Here is a 20,408-nt window from a genome sequence, read left to right on the forward strand (position 1 = left end):
CCCTCATCCGCCGATCCGGGAAATGCGCGTCATGATCTTGCGCCTTTTGGCTCTTCTGCTTCCCCTGCTGTGGATGGCCGCGACGGCCCGTGCCGACGGTCTGATCCAGACGCCGACGCCGGTTCCGGCCAGTTTCGACGGCGGCGGGAGCGTGACGCTGGAAGGGCTGTTGATCCGCCCGAACGGCCCCGGCCCCTTCCCCGTCGCCATCGTCACCCACGGCGCCCCGCGCGACCCGGCGGACCGGCCGGGCATGACACCGCTGCGGCTGGCGCCCCAGGCGCGGGAGTTCGCCCGGCGCGGCTGGGCCACGCTGGTGGTGATGCGGCGCGGCTACGGCGGATCCGGCGGCCCCTACGCCGAAAGCAGCGGGGCCTGCAACAACCCCGACTACATCCAGGCCGGCGAGCGCAGCGCCGAGGACATCCGGCAGGCCATCCGCTTCATGGCGCGCCAGCCCTTCGCCGACGCCAGCCGCGTCATCAGCGTCGGCGTGTCGGCCGGCGGCCTCGCCAGCGTGGCGCTGGCCGCTAACCCGCCGCCGGGCCTGCGCGCGGTGATCAGCTTCGCGGGCGGACGCGGGTCGCGCGGCGACGACGACGTCTGCACCGCCGACCGGCTGGTCGCCGCCTTCGGCAACTTCGGACGCGGCTCGCGCCTGCCGAATCTGTGGATCTACGCGGAGAACGACCTGTTCTTCGGCCCGGCGCTGGCCCGGCGCTTCCACGAGGCCTTCACCAAATCCGGCGGCCGGGCGGAGTATGCGCGGATGCCGGCCAACGGCAAGGACGGGCACTTCCTGTTCTCGGCCGACATCGCGGCCTGGACGCCGGTGGTCGACCGCTTCCTCGCCGAGCAGAAGCTGGCGCCCCGCTCGGCGCCCATCGCCCTGCCGGTGTCCGCTTTGGCCCCGCCCTCCGAGCTGTCGGAACGCAACCGCGCCAGCTTCAAGGACTACGTCGCCGCCCCGGACAACAAGGCCTTCGCCGTGTCGCCCGACGGCGCCTTCGGCTGGAAGTCCGGCCGACGCGACGAGGCGGAGGCGCGCCAGGGCGCGCTGGAGAACTGCGGGAAGCACACGCAGAAGACCTGCCGGATCGCCATCGTCAACGACACCCCGGTCCGCTGAGACCGAACCGCACAGCCCCATGGGGGCAGCCTGAAAGGAAACGCCATCTTGCCGAACCTGGCGCTCACCTGGCAGCTCAGCGAAATCCATGGATGGGGTCTGGTCGGCGTCCACACCGCGCTCCATCTGGCCGCGCGGGGGTGCCCGCCGCTTTTGCTGGAAGCCCCCGCGATGGACACGCTGCGCCCGGCGAACCGGGCCGCGCTGCACGGGCTGGAGGAAAGCCACCGGCACGTCATGGAGTTGGCCGCTTCGCACGCCGGAAAGCTCCTGCACCTGGAAGGCTGGGACGTGTTGCACGGCCTGGGAACCGACTTCGGCGCCGGCCCCGCGTCCGAACGGTTCCGCGGACGGGCCAACATCGGCGTGGTCGCCTATGAGGACACCCGGTTCGACTCCGCCGTGCTGGAGCGCGCGCGCCGCTACGACAAGCTGGTGGTCCACTCCACCTACAACCACCGGCTCCTGGCCGAGCAGGGCTTCGCCAACGTCGGCTTGGCGTTCCAGGGCATCGACCCGGAGGAGATCGGGCCACGGCCGCCGAGCGGGCGCTTCGGCGACCGCTTCGTGGTGTTCTCGGGCGGCAAGCTGGAGTTCCGCAAGGCGCAGGACGTGGTCCTCACCGCCTTCCGCCTTTTCCAGAAACGCCATCCGGAAGCGCTGCTGGTGACCGCTTGGCACAACCCGTGGCCGGCCTCGGCGCAGACCATCGCGGAATCGCCGCTGACCCGCCTTCCGCCGGAAATCGGGAGCGACGGGCTCCTGCGGATCACGGACTGGGCGCTGCGCTACGGCGTCCCGGCCGACGCCTTCGTCGATCTTGGCTTTCTCGGCCGCGACCGGATCGCCCCGCTCCTGGCCGACTGCCACGCCGCCGTCTTTCCCAACCGCTGCGAGGGCGGAACCAACCTCGTCGCCATGGAGGCGATGGGCTGCGGCGTGCCGGTGGTGCTGTCGGCCAACACCGGCCACCTCGACCTGATCGGCCCCGGCCCGGACGGCGCCCCGCGCTGCTGGCCGTTGACCCGGCAGACGCCGCTGTTCAACCCCGGCCGGAACCGCGCCGGCTGGCGCGAGTCCTCGGTCGAGGAGCTGGTCGAGGCGCTGGAGGCGATCCATCGCGACCGCGCCGAGGCCAAGGCGCGGGCCGACCGCGCGCTCGCCTTCATCCACGGCGAGCGGACGTGGAGCGCCTTCGCCGAAAGCTTCGTGGCGGTCTGCGCGGTTTGAGGGAACGGCTCCGGGTGCGGCCTCGTCCGCCCCCACCCTGACCCTCCCCCGCTGGGCGGGGGAGGGGACTGGCCCGATCAGAACGACAGGTCGTTCGCCGGCTCGCCGGCGGGCGAGCGGGTCTCGGCGACCAGCTTCGCCACGGCGGCGTCCAGCGCCATGACCTCCTGGTCCTTGCCGCCGAGCACGCGGAGCGCCACCGTGCGCTCCTCCGCCTCGCGCTTGCCGACCACCAGCATCAGCGGCACCTTCTTCAGGCTGTGCTCGCGGACCTTCAGGTTGATCTTCTCGTTGCGGATGTCCAGCTCGACCCGGATGCCCTTGCGCTTCAACAGCGCCGCGACCTCGGTGGCGTAGTCGTTGGCCTCGCTGGTGATGGTGGTCACCACCGCCTGGACCGGCGACAGCCACAGCGGGAACTTGCCGGCGTAATGCTCGATCAGCATGCCGATGAAGCGCTCCATCGAGCCCAGGATGGCCCGGTGCAGCATGATCGGGCGGTGCCGCGCCCCGTCCTCGCCGATGAAGCTGGCGTCGAGGCGTTCCGGCAGGTTGGGGTCGTACTGCAGCGTCCCGCACTGCCAAGTGCGGCCGATGGCGTCGGTCAGGTGGAACTCCACCTTGGGACCGTAGAAGGCGCCCTCGCCCGGCAGCTCCTCGTACTCAAGGCCCGCCTCGCGCAGCGCCTGGGCCAGCCCCTGCTCGGCCCGGTCCCACAGCTCGTCGGAGCCGGTGCGCACGTCGGGACGCAGCGCCAGCTTCACCGAAATCTGGTCGAAGCCCAGATCCTTGTAGACGCCGAGCTGGAGCTTGAAATACTCCGCCGCCTCGGCCGGAACCTGCTCCTCGGCGCAGAAGATGTGGGCGTCGTCCTGAGTGAAGGCGCGCACGCGCATGATGCCGTGCAGCGCGCCCGAGGGCTCGTTGCGGTGGCAGGCGCCGAACTCGGCCATGCGGATCGGCAGGTCGCGGTAGGAGCGCAGGCCGTGCTTGAAGATCTGGACGTGGCCGGGGCAGTTCATCGGCTTGACGCCGAGCATCTTCTCGCCGCCGTCGGCCTCGACCTTGAACATGTTGTCACCGTACATGTCCCAGTGGCCCGACGCCTTGAACAGCGAGCTGTCGATCAGCTGCGGGGTCTTCACCTCGACGTAGCCGGCGGCCTGGAGCTTGGTGCGGATGTAGGTCTCCAGCGTCCGGTAGAGCGTCCAGCCCTTCGGGTGCCAGAACACCGAGCCGACCGCCTCCTCCTGCACGTGGAACAGGTCGAGTTCCTTGCCGAGCTTGCGGTGGTCGCGCTTCTCGGCCTCCTCGATCTGGTGCAGGTAGGCCTTCAGCTCCTTCTCGTCGCGCCAAGCGGTGCCGTAGATGCGCTGGAGCATGGGGTTGCGGCTGTCGCCGCGCCAATAGGCGCCGGCCACCTTCATCAGCTTGAAGCCCTGGCCGACCTTGCCGGTGGTGGGGGCGTGCGGCCCCCGGCACAGATCCAGCCAGTCGCCCTGGCGGTAGATCGACACCGGCTCGGCCTGCGGGATCGCCTCGATCAGCTCGGCCTTGTAATGCTCGCCGAGGTTCTTGAAGTAGGCGACCGCGTCGTCGCGGCTCCACACCTCGCGCACCAGCGGCACGTCGGCGGCGACGATCTCGCGCATCTTCGCCTCGATCTTCTCCAGATCGTCGGGCGTGAACGGCTCGTCGCGGGCGAAGTCGTAGTAGAAGCCGGTGGCGATCGACGGACCGATCGTCACCTGCGTGCCGGGGTAGAGCTTCTGCACGGCGTCGGCCAGCACATGGGCGGCGTCGTGGCGGATGACCTCAAGCGCGTCGGGATGGCTGCGCGTGACGATCTCGATCTTGGCGTTGGTGGTGACGGTGGTGGTGAGGTCCTTGACCTCGCCGTCGATCTTGACGGCTAGGGCATCTTTTGCAAGGCGCGGCCCGATGGAGAAGGCGATTTCCGCCCCCGTTACCGGCCGGTCGAACTCCCGCACGCTGCCATCGGGAAGCGTGATGGCGATGTTGGACGTCACCGAAGTCACCGTATCTTAAGTGTTGCGTTGCACCCGGCACCAAACCGGGAACGCGAAACTTCCAATGGGACATGGGCGGCTGTCAAGCGTGGCGGCGACCGCTCGCAGGCCGCGGACACCGCAACCCAGCCCTTCCCCGGGCGCCGAGGCTCGAACGCGCGCAAGCCCCGGCGAGACTGTTCGGCATCCAGGCTATGACAAACCATCCATTAAGAGAGACTTAATTCAAACGAACGATAATACAGGGTGGTGAGAAAGCGCAGGCAGATAGGGATGCTGGACAGCCTCCGATTTGCAATGCTGGGAATCAGGGGTGAACAATGACAATGATCTTAGAGGAAACGGTCTGCACAAGAAGCTGCAACCTGAAAGAAGCCTGCGTTCTCATTGTCGACGACAACGCCCCGACCGCGTCTCTCATCGAGAAGATCGTTCAAAGAATGCCGGTCTCGAAAACGCGAATTGCGACCTCCGTGAAAAACGCGCTCGCAATCATGTTCCAGGAGCGGATCGACTTCATCATAAGCGACTACAAGATGGACCTGATCGACGGCCTTTCCTTCTTGAGATTGCTGCGATCCGGCGCCTCATCGGATCCCCAAACCAAGATGAAGCTTCAGCCATACAGGAACGTGCCGTTCCTTATCCTCACAGGTTACGCGACGAAGGACGTCATTGACTCCGCCCTCGACTGCGGAGCCTTCGCCGTCATGTCGAAACCCGTGATGCCAGCCGTTCTCCTCGAAAGGATGAAGAGCATCTTTTATGTTCATTGTTCGACGAATTGTTTTCACATGACGCGATGACGGCGAACCGGCTTGGGAGTTCCAACCATCGCGCCTTCGTGTTTGGGTGGCTGAAACCCCTTTTCCATTCGACGGCGACCGGCGTCACCCCGGCTTGCGGCTGAGGCGCGGTTCGCCGAACAGGTAGCCCTGGCCGAAGTCGAAGCCGGTGTCGAGCACCTCGATCAACTGGTTCTCGGTCTCGATCTTCTCGACGATCAGGTCGATGCCCTCGGCGGCGAAGCGGCGGCGTAGGTCCTTCACCCGCGCGGTCTGGTCGGGGTCGAGCACCAGCGCGCGGTCCAATTTCACGTAGCGGAACTGGTGGCGCAGCAGCATCTCCACGTCGATGTCCAGGCTGGTCACCTGATCCATCGAGAAGTGGAAGCCCAGCCGCGACAGCTGCGACAGGATGCCCAGAGTCACCGCGCCGCCGGTCCGCAGATCCTCCTGGCTCAGTTCGAAGACCAGCTTGGGCACAAGCGCCTGGTTGCGGGTCATCAGCTCCAGGAAAGGGCGCATGAAGTCGCCGTCGCTCAGCGTCGCGGCGGAGATGTTGGAGAAAAAGACGATGGAGTGCTGGCGCCGCTCGGTCTCGCGGATCAATTGGATGCAGCGGACCAGCAGCAGGTTGTCGATGGTGGCGATCAGCCCCTCGCGCTCGGCGATGTCGAGGTAGCGGTCGGGCATGATCAGCTGCCCGTCGGCCGAGCGCACGCGCGAGAACACCTCGTAGAAGCGGTGCTTGCGCTGCGGCAGGCTGACGATGGGCTGGAGGTAGATGTCGATGCGGTCGGCCCCCAACGCGTCGCGCACCGCCTCCAGCACCGAGCTGTCGTTCATCGGCCCGGCGGCTTGCACCGGCGGCGGGGCGGGCGCCAACGCCTCTCCGCTGGCCGGGGCGCGGCGATCGCCCGCGGCCAGCCCGGCGGGCGGGCGCGGCGCGCGGCGTTCGGTCAGGCGGGTGACCAGCGATTGCAGCAGCTTCACCTCCTGCATCACCGCGTCGTAGCCCATCGCGGCACCGTGCCGCTCGCCCTCCTCGGCCACCGTCGCGCGGTGGCGGGCCAGCTCCTCGGCCAGCGCCTCGACGGTGGCGTGCAGGCGGTGGATGCGGCGCGAGGCCAGCCTTTCGCGCTCCAGCCGGGTGACGACGTCGTGGATCAGGGCGCCGCCCAGGATCGTGACGACGCCGGCCAGCCAGCCGAGCAGCGGGTCGCTCGCCGGGAGGACGATCGGCAGTGTCACCCCGATGGACAGCCCGGCCACGATGTAGGCCAGCGCGTAGACGATGTGCGTCAGGACGGTCATGGGCCTCACGGAAATCGGCGGGCGGTTCGAGGGAGTTTGCGGAAGGGTGTTATGCCAGAAGCTCTGAACGCGCTCAGTTAAAGCCCTTCTCCCCTTGCGGGAGAAGGGTTGGGATGAGGGGTATTCCGCCAAAGGCGGAAAGATTTGCTTTCCCCCTCACCCCACCCCCTCTCCCGCAAGGGGAGAGGGGCTAAGTTGGTGCCTGTACACCTTCGCGCTGACGGGCGCAGAGTTATTAAGGGTTCACAGCCGCTGGTGTTACGGCAGAGCCCCGCCCGCCCTGCGATCAGCGGTGGTCGGCCCCCACCGCCTCGGCGACCGACTCGAAGCCGTCGCGGCGCAGCAGCCCAGCCAGCTCGTCGCGGATGCGGTGGACCAGCGCCGGACCGCCATAGACCATCGCGGAGTAGAACTGCACCAGCGAGGCGCCGGCCCGGATCTTCGCGTAGGCGTCGGCCCCCGACGCGATCCCGCCCGCCCCCACCAGTGGCAGCTTGCCGCCGGTCAGGCCGTAGATCTCCTTCAGCACCGCCGTCGACGGCCCGAACAGCGGACGGCCCGACAGGCCGCCGGCCTCGGCGCGCAGCGGCTCGGGGATCTCGGCGGGCCGCGCGATGGTGGTGTTCGACACGATCAGCCCGTCGATGCCCGATTCCAGCGCCACGGCGGCGATGTCGGCCTTGTCCTCGGCGGTCAGGTCGGGGGCGATCTTGAGGAGCAGCGGGGGGTTGCGCGCCAGCTTGCAGGCCGCCCGCGCGTCCAGCACCCGGCCCAGCAGTTCGCGCAGCGGCGCGCGCCCCTGGAGCGCGCGCAGGCCCGGCGTGTTGGGGGAGGAGACGTTGACCACCAGATAATCGGCCAGCGGCGCCAGCCGGCGCGCGCCGATCACGTAGTCGTCGGCGGCGTCCACCGTGTCCTTGTTCTTGCCGAGGTTGGCGCCGACGATGCCGGCCGCGCGGCGCGGGTTGTCGCGGCGTCGCTCCAGCCGTTCGGCGAAGGCGTCGAGCCCCTGGTTGTTGAAGCCCATGCGGTTGATGACGGCACCCTGCTCCACCAGCCGGAACAGGCGCGGGCGCGGGTTGCCGGGCTGCGGGCGGGGCGTGACGCTGCCCGGCTCGACGAAGCCGAAGCCCAGCCGCAGCATGGCGTCCACCACCTCGGCGTTCTTGTCGAAGCCGGCGGCAAGGCCGACCGGGTTGGTGAAGTCCAGCCCCCAGACGCGGCTGCGCAAGGACGGCTCGTCCCGGCCGCGCGGCGCCGGGACCAGCCCGGTCTTCAGCGCCTTGATGGTCAGCCCATGCGCGGTTTCCGGATCGAAGCGGAACAGCAGCGGAGCGGTGATGGGGAACAGGTCGATCACGACGCGAAATCCTCGATGGCGAAGGGAAAGCCCTGGGGGAAGACGTGGCGCCCGTCGGGGCCGAGCGGCAGCGGGTCGGCGCGCAGCACCGCCCCCACCGGCAGCGCCGCGTAGAGATGCGGGAAGAGCTGCCCGCCGCGCGACGGCTCCCATCTCAGGGCCTCGCCCAGCCGGTCGGTGTCGACCGTCAGCAGCACCAGCCCGTCCTGGCCGGCGCGGTGCTTGGCCGCGCTCTCCCCGACCTGGGCGGCGGTGGAGAAATGGATGAACCCGTCCTTCGCATCCTGCGACGAGCCGGGGTAGGAACCGGCCGAGCGGGCGGCGTCCCACTCGTCCGCGCGGCACATGTGATGGATGATTCGGTCGGTCATGATGCGCGGACACTAGCCGAAGCCAGTCCCAGCGGCCAGCGCTTCGCCGAATGCGACTCCCCGAATGCAACGAAACGGTGGAGAGCTTTGCATTTTGCAAACGACCAACGAAATTAAACGGCATTTTGCAGGTATTTTCGCTTTCTCAAGCGAGAGGAAAGGAGGCGATTCCAGGGCTTTCTCCGCCGCACCCCTTGCAAGCCCTCGATTCCCACGTCGCAGCTTCGGTTGGCACCGCTTTTGCTGATGGGAGGACAACGCAACGGAGTGCCCGTCATGAACGCGATTTCGATGAGCCCGCTGATGAAGACCCGCCAGCCGCTGGACAGCACGATCAACGCCTCGGTGACTGCCATGGGCGCCCTGTGCGAGCCGGGTCACACGACGGTCCCGCTCAAGCCCAGCGCCACCATGCTGGCGGCCGGCGCGCGGGCCGGCGGCGTGTCGGTCGAAGTCGCGTGGAAGATCTACCAGGCGATGATCCATCACGTCGACTGAGCGCAGCCTTTTGGAACAGGCGGCCCGGACACCGGCTAGGGGCCGACCGCCTCCCTTCCGGCTTGCACCGACGCCGGCCGGGCGTTGCGAAGGGTAGGCCCGCCGAACCCGCAGCGCCTCACCCCCCGGCGCCGTTCCCGTCCGTCTTCGCGTATTTCCGCTTCGCCACCTCCAGCGACGCCAGCAATTGCTGGCCGGTAACCCCGCCGTCGCCGCTGATGCGGGCGTTCATCACGGCGCGGATGGCGTCCACATGCGCCTTGAACAGCTGGTGTTCGTTCGCCGTCACCGCTCCGGCCACGCCGCCGCGCGTGGCCTCGTAGAGCGACTTGGCGACCTGGGTGATCAGCGGGTAGCCGAAGATGCCGCCCTGCCCGCGCATCTCGTGCGCCGCGCGGTTGACCTGGGCCAGCAGGCCCGTCACCGCGTCGGGCTCGCGCACCAGACGGTCGATGCGGCGGCTCATCTCCTCGACCTCCCCGGCGATCCAGCTGGCGTAATCGCCGGCCCGGTTCAGGATTTCCTGTTCGGCGGCGGCCAGCACGTCGGGCGGCAGGGTCGGGACCGGCCCCTTGGGCGCGATGCCGATCTTCGGGCCCAGCCGGTTGGGAAGCTCGAAATACACCACCGGGAAGCGGTCGATTCCCGCCGCCTTCGAGGCGCTGTGGACCACCAGGATCTCCGACCCGCCGGTCATCCGGCAATCCAGGGCGACCGGCTTGTCGGTCCGCCGCCGGTCGGGGCCAAAATACCCCGCCGCCAGCACGAAGCGGCGCGGCCTTGCGACCGCGAACAGCAGCCGGCTGGCGATGGTCTGCGCGGAAAAGGGCTTGGCGATGAAGTCGGTGGCGCCCAGGTCGCGGGCCTGCTCCACGTATTGGCGGTCGGCGGCGCCCGACAGCATCAGCACCGGCAGGAACTTGTCGGGGCTCCGGGGGCTGGCGCGCAGCCAGCGCAGCAGCATCAGCCCGTCCACCTCGGGCATCACCAGATCGGAGATGACCAGATCGACCGGCGCGGCGCTTGGCGCTGCCCCCGGAGGCCGCCCGGCGCGGCGGCCTTCGAAAAACCGGATCGCCGCCGCCCCGCTGGTCACCGCGTGGACCGTGCCGACGCCGATGGCGCGCAGCGTGGCGGTCAGGACCGTGCGGATGAACGCGCTGTCCTCCACCACCAGCACCGACAGCAGGCCGAGCTTCGGCACCCCCGACACCGCAGCGCCGGCCACCCCTCGAGTCATCGCGAACGCCATATCCCCGCATGCATCACGCCCGTTTTGGCACGTCCGCCGCCGGTTTGCGAGAGTCAACCGCGTTCATCGGGCGCCGGAGCCGTGCCGGCGCGACTTGGCCGCAAGGGGGGCTTTCCGTCGCGTGCCGGCGCGGTTACGCTCGGCGGCAACGACAACCGGAGGAACCCCGAGCGATGCCGCAGCCCGATCACGTCATGGCCCTGCCCGTGCCCGACCCGTCCAATCTCGACGCCGACATGGCCGCGCTGTTCGACAAATGCACCGAGAAGCTGGGCTTCGTCCCCAACGTCCTGCAGGCCTACAGTCTGCGCCAGAAGAAGCTGCGCAACTTCGCCCTGCTCTACAACGAGCTGATGCTGGGCGAGAGCGGCCTGTCCAAGCTGGAACGCGAGATGATCGCGGTCGTCGTGTCCTCCGCCAACCATTGCTACTACTGCCTCGTCGCCCACGGGCAGGCGGTGCGCAAGCTGTCGGGCGACCCGCAACTCGGCGAGATGCTGGTCGCCAACTACCGCGTGGCGCCGCTGGAGCCGCGCCAGCGCGCCATGCTCGACTTCGCCTGGAAGATGACCAAGGAGCCGTGGACGATGGGCGAGCCCGACCGCGAGGCCTTGCGCGCCGTGGGATTCAGCGACGCCGACGTCTTCGACATCGCCGACACGGCCGGCTTCTACAACATGTCCAACCGGGTGGCGACCGCGGTGGACATGATCCCCAACCCCGAGTACCACAAGCTGGACCGTTAAAAGCCCTTTCGCCGTACAACCGACCGGAGCGCCGGAATGCTGAGGTTCCTCGTCCGCCTGTTCGCCACCATCGGCCTGTTGGTGGTGATCGCCCTGGTCGCCGGCGTGACGCTCGCCGTCCGCCACCAGCCGAGCCTGCCCGACGCGGTGGTGCTCGACCTCGACCTGACCCGCTCGTTGTCGGAGGGCGGGTCGGACCGGCTGGGCGGGCTGCTCGGCCACGAGGCGAGCTTCCGCGAGGTGCTCGACGCGCTGGAGCGCGGGCGGGGCGACCCGCGCGTGAAGGGCGTGCTGGCCCGGCTGGGCGGCGATTCGGTCGGCTTCGCCCAGACCCAGGAGCTGCGCGCGGCCGTCGAGCGCTTCCGCGCGTCCGGCCGCTTCGCCGTCGCCTTCTCCGAGAGCTACGGCGAGGGCGGGGCCGGCAACCGCGCCTATCTGCTGGCCAGCGCCTTCGACGAGGTCTGGCTGCAGCCGCTGGGCATGGTCGGGCTGACCGGCCTGTCGGCGGAGGTCCCGCTGGCCCGCGCCGCGCTCGACATGCTGGGGGTGCAGCCACAGCTCATGCAGCGGGAGGAGTACAAGAGCTTCGCCGAGACCTTCACCCGCAGCGAGCTGACCCCCGCCAACCGCGAGATGCTGCAAGGCTTGGTCGGCGACCTGACCGAGCAACTGGTGGACGGTGTCGCCAAGAGCCGCCGCCTGCCCCCCGCCACGGTGCGCGCCGCGCTGGACCGCGCGCCGCTGCTGGAGGGCGAGGCGCTGGAGCTGAAGCTGATCGACCGCATCGGCTACGCCGACCAGGCGCGCGACGCCGCCGTGGCGCGGGCCGGCTCCGGGGCCGAGGCGCTGGAAGTCGCCGATTACCTGAACGCCGCCGGCGGGCCGCACGACAGCGGGCCGACCGTGGCGCTGATCCACGCGGTCGGCACCATCACCGGCGGCAAGAGCGGCCGCCCGGCGCTGGGCGAGGTCACCGCCGGGTCGGAGACCATCGTCCAGGCCATCGAGGAGGCGGTGGACGACCCCGACGTGCGCGCCATCCTGTTCCGCATCGACAGCGGCGGCGGCTCGGTCTCCGCGTCGGAGGCGATTTACCGTGCCTTGGCCAAGGCACGCGAACGCGGCAAGCCGGTGATCGCCAGCATGGGCGACGCCGCCGCGTCGGGCGGCTACTGGATCGCGCTGGCGGCCGACCGCATCGTCGCCTCCCCGGCCACCATCACCGGCTCCATCGGCGTGGTCGCCGGCAAGATGAGCTTCGCCGGGCTGTCCGAGAAGGTCGGCGTCCAGTGGGGCCGGGTGGCGGCGGCGCGCAACGCCGGCATGTGGTCGCCGATGCACCCCTTCTCGCCCAGCGAGGAGGAGCGGATGACTGCCATCATCGACGCCACCTACGCCAGCTTCCTCAAGCGGGTGGCCGACGGGCGCAAGCTGACCGCCGAGCAGGCCCGCGCCGCCGCCAAGGGCCGCGTGTGGAGCGGCCAGCAGGCGCGCGAGCTTGGGCTGATCGACGCGTTCGGCGGCCAGGAGGAGGCGCTGACGCTGGCCCGCACCGCCGCCGGGCTGGCCGCCGACGCCGAGGTCACGCTGACCCCCTACCCCGCGCCCAAGTCGATGACCGAGGAGTTGCTGGGCCTGCTGTCCGGCAAGGGCGAGCTGGTCGGCGCGCTGGCCGCCGTGGCGGAGCTGCGGCCGCTGGCGGCGTCGCTGCGGCCGCTGCTGGGCGGTGAGGGGGTGCGGGCGGCGATGCCGGCGCTCGATCTGGGGCGTTGAGGCTGTCAGGCAAACCTGTGAAAGTCCCGGCAGGCTTGCCCCCACCCCGGCCCTTCCCCGCTGGGCGGGGGAGGGGGACTGTGGGAGCTTTGCCGAAATGCGGCGGCAGTCCCCTCCCCCGCCCAGCGGGGGAGGGTTAGGGTGGGGGCAAGCGGAGCGAGGGGCCTCGACGACCCGCTGGCCCGGATCGTCGGCGCGGTCCGCGCCGCCACCGGCGTGGATTTCTCGCATTACACGCCCGCCACGCTGCGGCGCCGGATCGAGCGGCGGATGCGCGCCGCCGGGCTGACGACGATGGACGGCTACGCCGCCCTGCTGGACCGCGATCACGGCGAGGCGGCCGGGCTCTGCAAGGAGATGCTGTTCGCCGTCACCCGCTTCTTCCGCGACGAGGCCGCCTTCCGGGTGCTCGCGGGCCGGGCGGTGGAGGGGCTGATGGCTGGCCGGGAAGGCCCCGGCGCGATCCGCGTCTGGGTCTGCGGCTGCGCCACCGGGGAGGAGGCCTATTCCATCGCCATCCTGTTCGCCGAGGCGCGGGAGCGTCTGGGCCGCGACGACGGCGTGACGATCCTCGCGACCGACATCGACCGGCGCGCCCTCGAACTGGCCAGCCTCGGCGCGTATTCGGACGCCATCGCCGAGGAGGTCTCGCCGGAACGGCTGGCCCGCTTCTTCGTGCGGCAAGGTGAACGCTACACGGTCGCGCCGGACATCCGCCGCACGGTGGATTTCGCGCCCCACGACGTCACGCGCGACCCGCCCCTCACCGGGATCGCTCTGGTGAGCTGCCGCAACCTGTTGATCCATAGGGACCCGCCCGAGCGGCGCGGCATCCTGGAGCGGTTCCGGCAGGCGCTGCGACCGGACGGGTTCCTCTTCCTGGGCACCGGCGAGACGCCGGACGGCCTCGAACCGGACTTCCACCTTCTGGAACCCCGCGCCACGCTGTTGCGAAGGTCACCACCGCCCCCGCCTTCGTCCTGACCGCCGCGACGAAGGCCGGGCAGCCCGCCCAGAAACGCGGGGCTCCGCCCTTGCGCCGAATCCTCCGCCGACTATGGTGGGGCGCTTTCCGGATCCGTTCCACCGAGACGCCGCCGCCATGCCCGACACCGCCCCGCCCGTCTTCACCCACCGGGAAATCCTCCAGGTCTTCAGCGGGGTGGCGCTCGCCATGCTGATGGCGGCGATGGACCAGACCATCGTCGCCACCGCTCTGCCGACCATGGCCAGTGAATTCGGCGGGCTGGACCTGCTGCCCTGGGTGGTCACCGCCTATCTGCTGGCCTCGACCGCGACGACGCCGATCTACGGCAAGCTGTCGGACCTCTACGGACGCAAGCGGGTGCTGCAGGTCGCCATCCTGCTGTTCCTCGCCGGGTCGGTGCTGTGCACGGCGGCGCAGAGCATGACGCAGATGATCGTCTTCCGCGGCATCCAGGGCCTGGGCGGCGGCGGGCTGATGTCGCTGGCCTTCACCATCATCGGCGACGTGGTCGCGCCGCGCGAGCGCGGGCGCTACCAGGGGATGATCGGCGGCGTCTTCGCGCTGGCCAGCGTCGCCGGGCCGCTGCTGGGCGGGGTGTTCACCGAGACCATTGGCTGGCACTGGATCTTCCTGATCAACCTGCCGCTGGGCGCGGCGGCCCTGGTGATGACCCACCGGGCGCTGGACCGGTTGCCGGCCGGGCGGGCGAAGCCCCGCATCGACCTTCTCGGCGCGGCGCTGCTGGCCGGGGCGGTGACCAGCCTGCTGGTGGTGGCGACGCGCGGCGGCGGCCCCGGTTTCGGCTGGACCTCGTCCGGCTGCCTGGGGCTGGCGGGCCTGGGGGCCGTCCTGCTGGCGGTCTTCCTGTGGCACGAGCGGCGGACGGAGGAGCCGATCTTGCCGATGCATCTGTTCCGCCTGCCGGTGGTCGCAATCGCCAACCCGGTGGTCGCGGTCTCGGCGATGGTGCTGTTCGCCGGGATCGTCTTCCTGCCCTTGCACCTGCAATTGGTGCAGGGCGCCGGCGCCACGGCGTCGGGCCTGTTGCTGCTGCCGCTGGTGCTGGGCATGACGCTGGGCTCCGTCGGCTGCGGGCGGCTGATCGCCCGGACCGGGCGCTACAAGACGTTCCCGCTGGTCGGGCTGACGCTGGCGGCGGCGATGTATCTGGTGCTGGGGCTGTTGCCGGCCATCGCCGGGGACGGGCTGTGGTCCACGCTGGTGCTGGTGCCGCTGGGGATGGGGCTGGGTCTGGTCATGCCGGTGATGACGGTCGCCGTGCAGAACGCGGTGGCCCAGCGCGATTTGGGGGCGGCGACGGCGTCGGTCGGGTTCTTCCGCTCGCTGGGCGGGTCGGTCGGGGTGGCGCTGTTCGGCGCCGTCTTCAACACCGCTGTGTCGGGAGAGCTGGAGAGCGCCGGCCTGTCCGGTCGCGCTGTGCTGGAGCATGGCGCGGCGGCGCTGAACGGCCTGCCCGCCGAGGCCAGGGCCGGGGTGACCGCCACGCTGGAGCGGGGCTTCGCCACGCTGTTCCTGCTGGCCGCCGCGCTGGCGGTGGTCGCCTTCGCGCTCACCCTGTTCCTGAGGGAGGTGCCGCTGCGCTCCGCCGCCGCGGGCAGGGAGCCGCCGGGCAAGGATCAGCCCGCTGGAGCGGCGTAGGCCCTTATTCCTTCCTAGGGTCGGGGAAGTGGCGCTCCTCCCCCAGCTTGTCCTCGATGTAGAGCATGTTGACCATCACCAGCGCCACCACCGCCAGCGGCGTCGCCAGGAACATCCCCATCAGCCCGAACAGCACGCCCCCGGCGGCGATGGCGCCGATGGTGACGACGGGGGGCAGATCGACCACGCTCTTCTGGAGCAGCGGGGTGATCAGGTTGCCCTCGACCTGCTGGATGACGAGGTAGAGCCCGGCGACCCACAGCGCGTCCTGCGGCGACTGCGCGAAGGCGATCAGCACCGCCGGCACCGCCGCCAGGAAGGGGCCGATCAGCGGCACGAACTCCAGGATCCCGGCGACCATGCCGAGCGCCGGCGCCGCCGGCATGCCGAGCAGCCACAGCCCCGCCGTCGTCATGACGCCGACCGCCGCCATGGCCGCCATCTGGCCGAGAAGCCAGCGCCACAGCGCGTTGCCGGTGACGTCCAGCACCTCGCGCGCCCGGTCGTGGCCGCGCGGCGGCACCAGCAGCACCACGCCGCGCCGGTAGACGCCGGGCGAGGCCGCGAGGTAGATCGCCGCGAACAGCACGACGATGGCGTCGCCGATGAAATAGGCGACGCCGGAGGCGACGCTCTGCAGCCGCGTCATCCAGGGCCACTGCTTGCCCTGCTCGACCAACTGGTCGTGGATCGGCGCCGGGAGCTGGCCGATGGCGTGGGTGACCTGCTCGCGCAACTGGTCGACCTGCGACGCCACCGACTGGCCGAGCAGGAAACCGCCGCCGCCGATCAGCGCCACCAGCGCGACCAGCACCACGGCCAACCCCCAGCCCTGCGACAGCCCGGTGAAGCGCCGCACCAGCCCGGCCAGACGTTGCAGCAGAATGGCGAACAGCACGCCGGTGAAGATCAGCAGCAGCGCGTCGGCGACGCGCCACGCGAACAGCGCCAGCGCCGCGACCCCGGCGACGATCAGCACTTTCCAAGTGAAGACCGCCAGCTCGCCCCGGCCCGCGCGGGCGGGCGGATCGCCGCCGATGCGGATCGCCGCCTCCGCCGCCTGCCGTGTGCTGTCCATAGCGCGTCCTCCGTCTTCCGCAACCAGGATGCAACGCGGCGCAGGCACGGCGGTTGCCGGACGTCGAGAGCCTAGGCCGTCGGCGGTACTCCGAAGTTCGGAATGGTGGATGCGATTTCGCGCCCCATATCAGGTTGGACGCCAAGGAGTCATTCTCGCTGATGTCACCTTCAAGCCCGCCGCAAGGCGGGCTTTCTTTTTGGGGGTGCGTTGGGACGTGCGAGGCTGGCGATGCCCCCACCCTGACCCTCCCCCGCTAACGCAGGGGAGGGGAGTGCCGCTGGATTTTCACAAGGGTCCGGCCTCCTCCCCCGCCCAGCGGGGGAGGAATGAGGTGGGGGCAAACCACCCGCCGCACCCTCTACCCCCCCGCCGCCTCTGCCGCGAACACCAGCGCCACCTTCAGCCCCGGCTCGTTGTCCGACAGCTCCAGCCGGGCGCCGTGCAGCGTCGCCACCGCGTCCACCAGGCTCAGCCCCAGCCCGTTGCCGGGCGAGGCCCGCGCCGTGTCGAGGCGGACGAAGCGTTGCAGCACCTTGTCCCGCGCCTCGGCCGGGATGCCGGGACCGCTGTCGGCCACGGTGACGCGCGCCGCCTGCCCCGGCCCGGCGCCGTCGAGCACCAGGTCGATTCGCCCACCTTCCGGCGTGTACTTGATCGCGTTGTCGAGCAGGTTGGACACCGCCTGCGCCAGCAGTTGCCCGTTGCCGCGCACCGTCGCGCCTTTGCGGATCTCCATGGCCAGCGTCTGCCCGCGCTCCTCCGCCACCGGCTCGTAGAGGTCGGCGGCGAGCTGCACCACCTCGGTCAGGTCGACCGGCTCGAAATCCTGGCGCTTGGCCCCGGATTCGGCCTCGGCGATGGAGAGCAGCGCGGTGAAGGTGGCGAGCAGCCGGTCGGCCTCGGCGATGGTGTCCTGCAACACCCCGCGGTAGACCTCCGGATCCTCGGTCTCGTGGATCAGCGCCAGCTCGATGCGCGAGCGCAGGCGGCTCAACGGCGTGCGCAGGTCGTGGGCGACGCTGTCGGTCACTTGCCGCATGCCGGTCATCAGCCGTTCGAGGCGGTCGAGCATGGCGTTCAGGTTGCCGGCCAGCCGGTCGATCTCGTCGCCGCCGCCAAAGCGCGGCACCCGGTCGCTGAGGTCGCCGGCCATGATCTGGCGGGTGGTGCGGTTGATCGCCTCGATCCGCCGCATGGCGCCCCGGCTCAGCAGCAGCCCTCCCCCCAACCCCAGCATGGCGGTGACGCCCAGGATCCAGCCCAGCGAATGCACCATGCGGTCGCGCAACTGGTCGATCTCGCTCATGTCGCGGCCGACCAACAGGCGGAACTGCCCCGGCAGGGTGAAGGTCACCGCCTGCGCGGTGGAGGGGCGTTCGGTGGTGCCGCCGTAATCGGCGACCTTGAAATGGGTCCAGCCGCTGGCGCTCGGCACGGCGCTGGGCCAGCCCGACAGGTTGCCGGCGAGGATGACGCCCTGCGGCGTGGTCAGCAGGTAGATGGAGTTGTTGCCGGCGACCGCGCTGCGCCCGCGCACCACCTCGACCAGCCCGGTCAGCCCGTAGCCCCGGTAATGGTCCTGAAGCCCGGCGACCTCCAGCGCGATGGTCTCGCCGATCTCCTGCTCCAGGAACCCGGCGGTGGTCCGGTAGACGACCAGCAGGATGACGCCGACCGACAGCACGAACAGCGCCAGATACAGCAGAGCCAGCCGGAAAGCCGTGGTGCGCAGCAGCCGCGACCCCACGGCGACGCAGGCGGCCAGCCGGCCGTGGGGGCCGGTGGTGCCGGCCTCCTCCGCCGTCGCGGTCACTCCGAGGCCCGCAGGCTGTAGCCGGCCCCGCGCACGGTGTGGATCAGCGGGGTGGGGAAATCCTTGTCGATCTTCTGGCGCAGCCGCGCGATGTGCACGTCGATGACGTTGGTCTGCGGGTCGAAGTGATAGTCCCACACGTTTTCCAGCATCATGGTGCGGGTCACCACGCTGCCGGCGTTGCGCATCATGTATTCGAGCAGGGCGAACTCGCGGGGCAGCAGCTCGATCGTCCGGCCCGCCCGCTTGACGCTGCGCGACAGCAGGTCAAGTTCCAGGTCGGCGACGGCCAGCCGGGTCTGCGGCTGCGCGGCGCCCCGGCGGCGGACCAGCACCTCGATGCGCGCCAGCAGTTCGGAGAAGGCGAAGGGCTTGGTCAGGTAGTCGTCGCCGCCGGCCTTCAACCCCTTCACCCGGTCGTCGACACTGCCCAGCGCCGACAGGAACAGCACCGGGGTGTCGTTGCCGGCGGCGCGCAGCACCTGGACCAGCGAGAGCCCGTCGCGCCCCGGCAGCATGCGGTCGACGACCATGACGTCGTAATGCTCCGCCCCGGCAAGGTACAGGCCCTCCTTCCCGTCGTTGGCGACGTCCACCACGTTGCCGGCCTCCTTCAGCCCCTTGGCGAGGTAGCTGGCGGCCTGCTGATCGTCTTCGATGACAAGGATCTTCATGTCCAACACTGTAACCTCCCGGAACGGTCCGGCCAAGGGCGGGGGTTCACCCCGCCCTCGGGACCGGACGCGCCCGCGCGCTCAGGCGTGACCCAGCTTCAGGGCGACGAAGGTCTCGTTGCCTTGGCGGTTGATCAGCACCAGCACCGCCTTCTGCCCGGCCTTCTCGGCCTCCGCCACCTTGCGGGAGACGTCGGCCGGGGTCTTCACCGTCTCGTCGCCGACCCGGACGATGACGTCGCCGGGACGGATCGGGGTCTCGGTCTTGGGCGCCAGGCCGGTGACGACGACGCCCTTGACCGCCTCGTCCATGCCCAGCCGCTTGCGCGCCGCCTGGTCGAGCGTCGCCAGCTTCAGCCCCTTCACCGCCTCGGCGGCGGAGTTTTCCGCCTTGCCGCCCTCGGCGGAGGCGACCTGGGTGGCGTCGGCCAGACGGTCGATATGGACGGACACGGTCTTTTCGCGGCCCTGGTGCAGGATCTTCAGGTCGACCGTGCCGCCGGCCTTGGTCTCGGCGACGCGGCGGGTCAGGTCGCGCAGGGTATCCACCGGCTTGCCGTCGTAGGACAGCACCACGTCGCCCTGGCGCAGGCCCGCCTTGGCGGCCGGGCTGTCGGGGGTCACCTCGGCGACCAGCGCGCCCTTGGCGCCGGGCAGGCCGACGCTGTCGGCGATCTCCGGCGTGACCTCCTGGATCTTCACGCCGAGCCAGCCGCGCTCGACCTTGCCGTTGTCGCGCAGCTGCGCCACGACCTCCTTGGCGAGGTTGGAGGGGATGGCGAAGCCGATGCCGACCGAACCGCCGTTGGGCGAGTAGATCGCGGTGTTGATGCCGATCACGTTGCCGGCGAGGTCGAAGGTCGGCCCGCCGGAATTGCCCCGGTTGATCGCCGCGTCGAGCTGGAAGTAGTCGTCGTAGGGGCCGCTGTGGATATCGCGGCCGCGCGCCGAGACGATGCCCTTGGTCACCGTGCCGCCCAGACCGAACGGGTTGCCGACCGCCATCACCCAGTCGCCGACGCGGGTCTTGGCGCTGTCGGCCCAGTCGACGGCGGGCAGCGGCTTCTCGGACTTCACCTTGAGCAGGGCGATGTCGGTCTTGGCGTCGCGGCCGACCAAGGTGGCGGGCAGCGCGGTGCCGTCCTGGAGCGTCACGGTGATCTCGCTGGCGCCGTCGATGACGTGGTTGTTGGTCACCACGTAGCCCGACGCGTCGATGATGAAGCCGGAGCCGAGCGCCCCGGTTTTGCCGCGCGGGCTCCCTTGCGGGGGCGCGCCGTCCTCGTCGTCGTCCGGCGCGTTCTGGCCCTGGGGGCCGCCTTGCGGATTCTGGAACTGGCGGAAGAACTCCTCGAAGGGCGAGCCGGGCGGGAAGGCCGGCATGCCGCGCGGCTGGGCGCGCTCGGGCTTGGCCTCCTGCGTCGCGGCGATGTTGACGACGGCCGGGCTGACCTTGGCGGCGAGGTCGGCGAAGCTGGCCGGCGTGTCCTGCACCATGGTCACGGCGGGCGGGGTGGCCTGCGCGTGGGAGGCGGACAGGCCCGAGAGCGCCGATCCCGTCAACACCGTCGTGCCGAGCAGCACGGCGGCGATCGTCCGGCGCAGACGGCGCGTGCGCGACGGACGGGCGGTGGAGAGGGTGGTGGTCATGCGGAGGCACTCCATGGCGACGCTCCGAGAGCGGGGCCGGAAAGAAATTGGCGTCCCG

At 70.3% G+C, this 20,408-nt stretch carries 17 protein-coding genes; 8 read left to right on the forward strand and 9 right to left on the reverse strand.

Annotated features, from left to right (window positions below; all coding sequences use genetic code 11):
• Positions 1-31 precede the first annotated feature (31 nt).
• Both EJ913_RS06710 and EJ913_RS06715 read left to right on the forward strand, forming a co-directional pair.
• Complete coding sequence (locus EJ913_RS06710; protein WP_244939272.1) at positions 32-1,129, forward strand: CocE/NonD family hydrolase; 1,098 nt, start codon at positions 32-34, stop codon at positions 1,127-1,129.
• Between the two features lie 48 nt (positions 1,130-1,177).
• Positions 1,178-2,359 (forward strand): glycosyltransferase family 4 protein, encoded by a 1,182-nt coding sequence (locus tag EJ913_RS06715; RefSeq protein WP_244939273.1) that lies wholly within the window; start codon positions 1,178-1,180, stop codon positions 2,357-2,359.
• A 77-nt stretch (positions 2,360-2,436) separates the two neighbouring features.
• On the opposite strand, the gene thrS is transcribed toward EJ913_RS06715, so the two are convergent.
• Positions 2,437-4,389 (reverse strand): threonine--tRNA ligase, encoded by a 1,953-nt coding sequence (gene thrS, locus EJ913_RS06720; protein WP_185909701.1) that lies wholly within the window; start codon positions 4,387-4,389, stop codon positions 2,437-2,439.
• A 320-nt stretch (positions 4,390-4,709) separates the two neighbouring features.
• Here thrS and EJ913_RS06725 point away from each other — a divergent pair, with 320 nt between their 5' ends.
• A complete protein-coding gene (locus tag EJ913_RS06725) occupies positions 4,710-5,195 on the forward strand; it encodes a response regulator (RefSeq protein ID WP_126996084.1) in 486 nt (161 codons plus the stop codon).
• Between the two features lie 84 nt (positions 5,196-5,279).
• On the opposite strand, the gene EJ913_RS06730 is transcribed toward EJ913_RS06725, so the two are convergent.
• The 3 genes from EJ913_RS06730 to EJ913_RS06740 all read right to left on the reverse strand — a co-directional run bounded on the left by EJ913_RS06730 (position 5,280) and on the right by EJ913_RS06740 (position 8,216).
• Positions 5,280-6,485, reverse strand: coding sequence for an EAL domain-containing protein (locus EJ913_RS06730; protein WP_126996086.1), 1,206 nt, complete (start codon positions 6,483-6,485; stop codon positions 5,280-5,282).
• Between the two features lie 286 nt (positions 6,486-6,771).
• The gene (locus tag EJ913_RS06735) at positions 6,772-7,845 is read right to left on the reverse strand and encodes a quinone-dependent dihydroorotate dehydrogenase (protein ID WP_126996088.1); all 1,074 of its coding nucleotides are present in this window, start codon (positions 7,843-7,845) and stop codon (positions 6,772-6,774) included.
• On the reverse strand, positions 7,842-8,216 hold the full coding sequence (locus EJ913_RS06740; RefSeq protein ID WP_126996090.1) for a DUF952 domain-containing protein: 375 nt from the start codon (positions 8,214-8,216) through the stop codon (positions 7,842-7,844). The genes EJ913_RS06735 and EJ913_RS06740 overlap by 4 nt, the downstream gene beginning before the upstream one ends.
• A 276-nt stretch (positions 8,217-8,492) precedes the next feature.
• On the opposite strand from EJ913_RS06740, the gene EJ913_RS06745 reads away from it, so the two are divergent.
• Positions 8,493-8,714 (forward strand): hypothetical protein, encoded by a 222-nt coding sequence (locus tag EJ913_RS06745; RefSeq protein ID WP_126996092.1) that lies wholly within the window; start codon positions 8,493-8,495, stop codon positions 8,712-8,714.
• 118 nt (positions 8,715-8,832) lie between these two features.
• Here EJ913_RS06745 and EJ913_RS06750 read toward each other — a convergent pair whose 3' ends face one another.
• Positions 8,833-9,954 carry a response regulator gene (locus EJ913_RS06750; protein ID WP_126996094.1) on the reverse strand — a complete coding sequence of 374 codons (1,122 nt, stop codon included), beginning with the start codon at positions 9,952-9,954 and terminating at the stop codon, positions 8,833-8,835.
• Between the two features lie 185 nt (positions 9,955-10,139).
• On the opposite strand from EJ913_RS06750, the gene EJ913_RS06755 reads away from it, so the two are divergent.
• From EJ913_RS06755 to EJ913_RS06770, 4 genes are all read left to right on the forward strand, one after another.
• A complete protein-coding gene (locus EJ913_RS06755; RefSeq protein WP_126996096.1) occupies positions 10,140-10,712 on the forward strand; it encodes a peroxidase-related enzyme in 573 nt (190 codons plus the stop codon).
• 36 nt (positions 10,713-10,748) lie between these two features.
• Positions 10,749-12,485, forward strand: a complete 1,737-nt coding sequence (sppA, locus tag EJ913_RS06760) for a signal peptide peptidase SppA (protein ID WP_126996098.1) — start codon at positions 10,749-10,751, stop codon at positions 12,483-12,485.
• A 141-nt stretch (positions 12,486-12,626) separates the two neighbouring features.
• Positions 12,627-13,469 (forward strand): CheR family methyltransferase, encoded by an 843-nt coding sequence (locus EJ913_RS06765; protein ID WP_238521426.1) that lies wholly within the window; start codon positions 12,627-12,629, stop codon positions 13,467-13,469.
• A 118-nt stretch (positions 13,470-13,587) separates the two neighbouring features.
• On the forward strand, positions 13,588-15,132 hold the full coding sequence (locus EJ913_RS06770) for an MDR family MFS transporter (RefSeq protein ID WP_126996102.1): 1,545 nt from the start codon (positions 13,588-13,590) through the stop codon (positions 15,130-15,132).
• 4 nt (positions 15,133-15,136) lie between these two features.
• Here the strand turns inward: EJ913_RS06770 and EJ913_RS06775 are convergent, their stop codons facing one another.
• The 4 genes from EJ913_RS06775 to EJ913_RS06790 form a co-directional block, all read right to left on the reverse strand.
• On the reverse strand, positions 15,137-16,210 hold the full coding sequence (locus tag EJ913_RS06775; protein WP_126996104.1) for an AI-2E family transporter: 1,074 nt from the start codon (positions 16,208-16,210) through the stop codon (positions 15,137-15,139).
• A 361-nt stretch (positions 16,211-16,571) separates the two neighbouring features.
• On the reverse strand, positions 16,572-18,026 hold the full coding sequence (locus tag EJ913_RS06780; protein WP_238521427.1) for a HAMP domain-containing sensor histidine kinase: 1,455 nt from the start codon (positions 18,024-18,026) through the stop codon (positions 16,572-16,574).
• Complete coding sequence (locus tag EJ913_RS06785; protein ID WP_126996106.1) at positions 18,023-18,700, reverse strand: winged helix-turn-helix domain-containing protein; 678 nt, start codon at positions 18,698-18,700, stop codon at positions 18,023-18,025. The genes EJ913_RS06780 and EJ913_RS06785 overlap by 4 nt, the downstream gene beginning before the upstream one ends.
• A gap of 81 nt (positions 18,701-18,781) precedes the next feature.
• Positions 18,782-20,350, reverse strand: a complete 1,569-nt coding sequence (locus EJ913_RS06790) for a DegQ family serine endoprotease (RefSeq protein WP_126996108.1) — start codon at positions 20,348-20,350, stop codon at positions 18,782-18,784.
• Between the last annotated feature and the right edge of the window lie 58 nt (positions 20,351-20,408).

This window comes from Azospirillum doebereinerae (assembly GCF_003989665.1).
Classification (GTDB): domain Bacteria; phylum Pseudomonadota; class Alphaproteobacteria; order Azospirillales; family Azospirillaceae; genus Azospirillum; species Azospirillum doebereinerae.

What these genes read in the sequence shown, in the direction of transcription:
- EJ913_RS06770 (WP_126996102.1), top strand. Translation starts at nt 13,588, where the DNA reads ATGCCCGACACCGCCCCGCCCGTCTTCACCCACCGGGAAATCCTCCAG.
- EJ913_RS06755 (WP_126996096.1), top strand. Translation starts at nt 10,140, where the DNA reads ATGCCGCAGCCCGATCACGTCATGGCCCTGCCCGTGCCCGACCCGTCC.
- EJ913_RS06785 (WP_126996106.1), bottom strand. Translation starts at nt 18,700, where the DNA reads ATGAAGATCCTTGTCATCGAAGACGATCAGCAGGCCGCCAGCTACCTC.
- EJ913_RS06725 (WP_126996084.1), top strand. Translation starts at nt 4,710, where the DNA reads ATGACAATGATCTTAGAGGAAACGGTCTGCACAAGAAGCTGCAACCTG.
- EJ913_RS06750 (WP_126996094.1), bottom strand. Translation starts at nt 9,954, where the DNA reads ATGACTCGAGGGGTGGCCGGCGCTGCGGTGTCGGGGGTGCCGAAGCTC.
- EJ913_RS06775 (WP_126996104.1), bottom strand. Translation starts at nt 16,210, where the DNA reads ATGGACAGCACACGGCAGGCGGCGGAGGCGGCGATCCGCATCGGCGGC.
- EJ913_RS06740 (WP_126996090.1), bottom strand. Translation starts at nt 8,216, where the DNA reads ATGACCGACCGAATCATCCATCACATGTGCCGCGCGGACGAGTGGGAC.
- EJ913_RS06745 (WP_126996092.1), top strand. Translation starts at nt 8,493, where the DNA reads ATGAACGCGATTTCGATGAGCCCGCTGATGAAGACCCGCCAGCCGCTG.
- EJ913_RS06730 (WP_126996086.1), bottom strand. Translation starts at nt 6,485, where the DNA reads ATGACCGTCCTGACGCACATCGTCTACGCGCTGGCCTACATCGTGGCC.
- EJ913_RS06790 (WP_126996108.1), bottom strand. Translation starts at nt 20,350, where the DNA reads ATGACCACCACCCTCTCCACCGCCCGTCCGTCGCGCACGCGCCGTCTG.
- EJ913_RS06710 (WP_244939272.1), top strand. Translation starts at nt 32, where the DNA reads ATGATCTTGCGCCTTTTGGCTCTTCTGCTTCCCCTGCTGTGGATGGCC.
- sppA (WP_126996098.1), top strand. Translation starts at nt 10,749, where the DNA reads ATGCTGAGGTTCCTCGTCCGCCTGTTCGCCACCATCGGCCTGTTGGTG.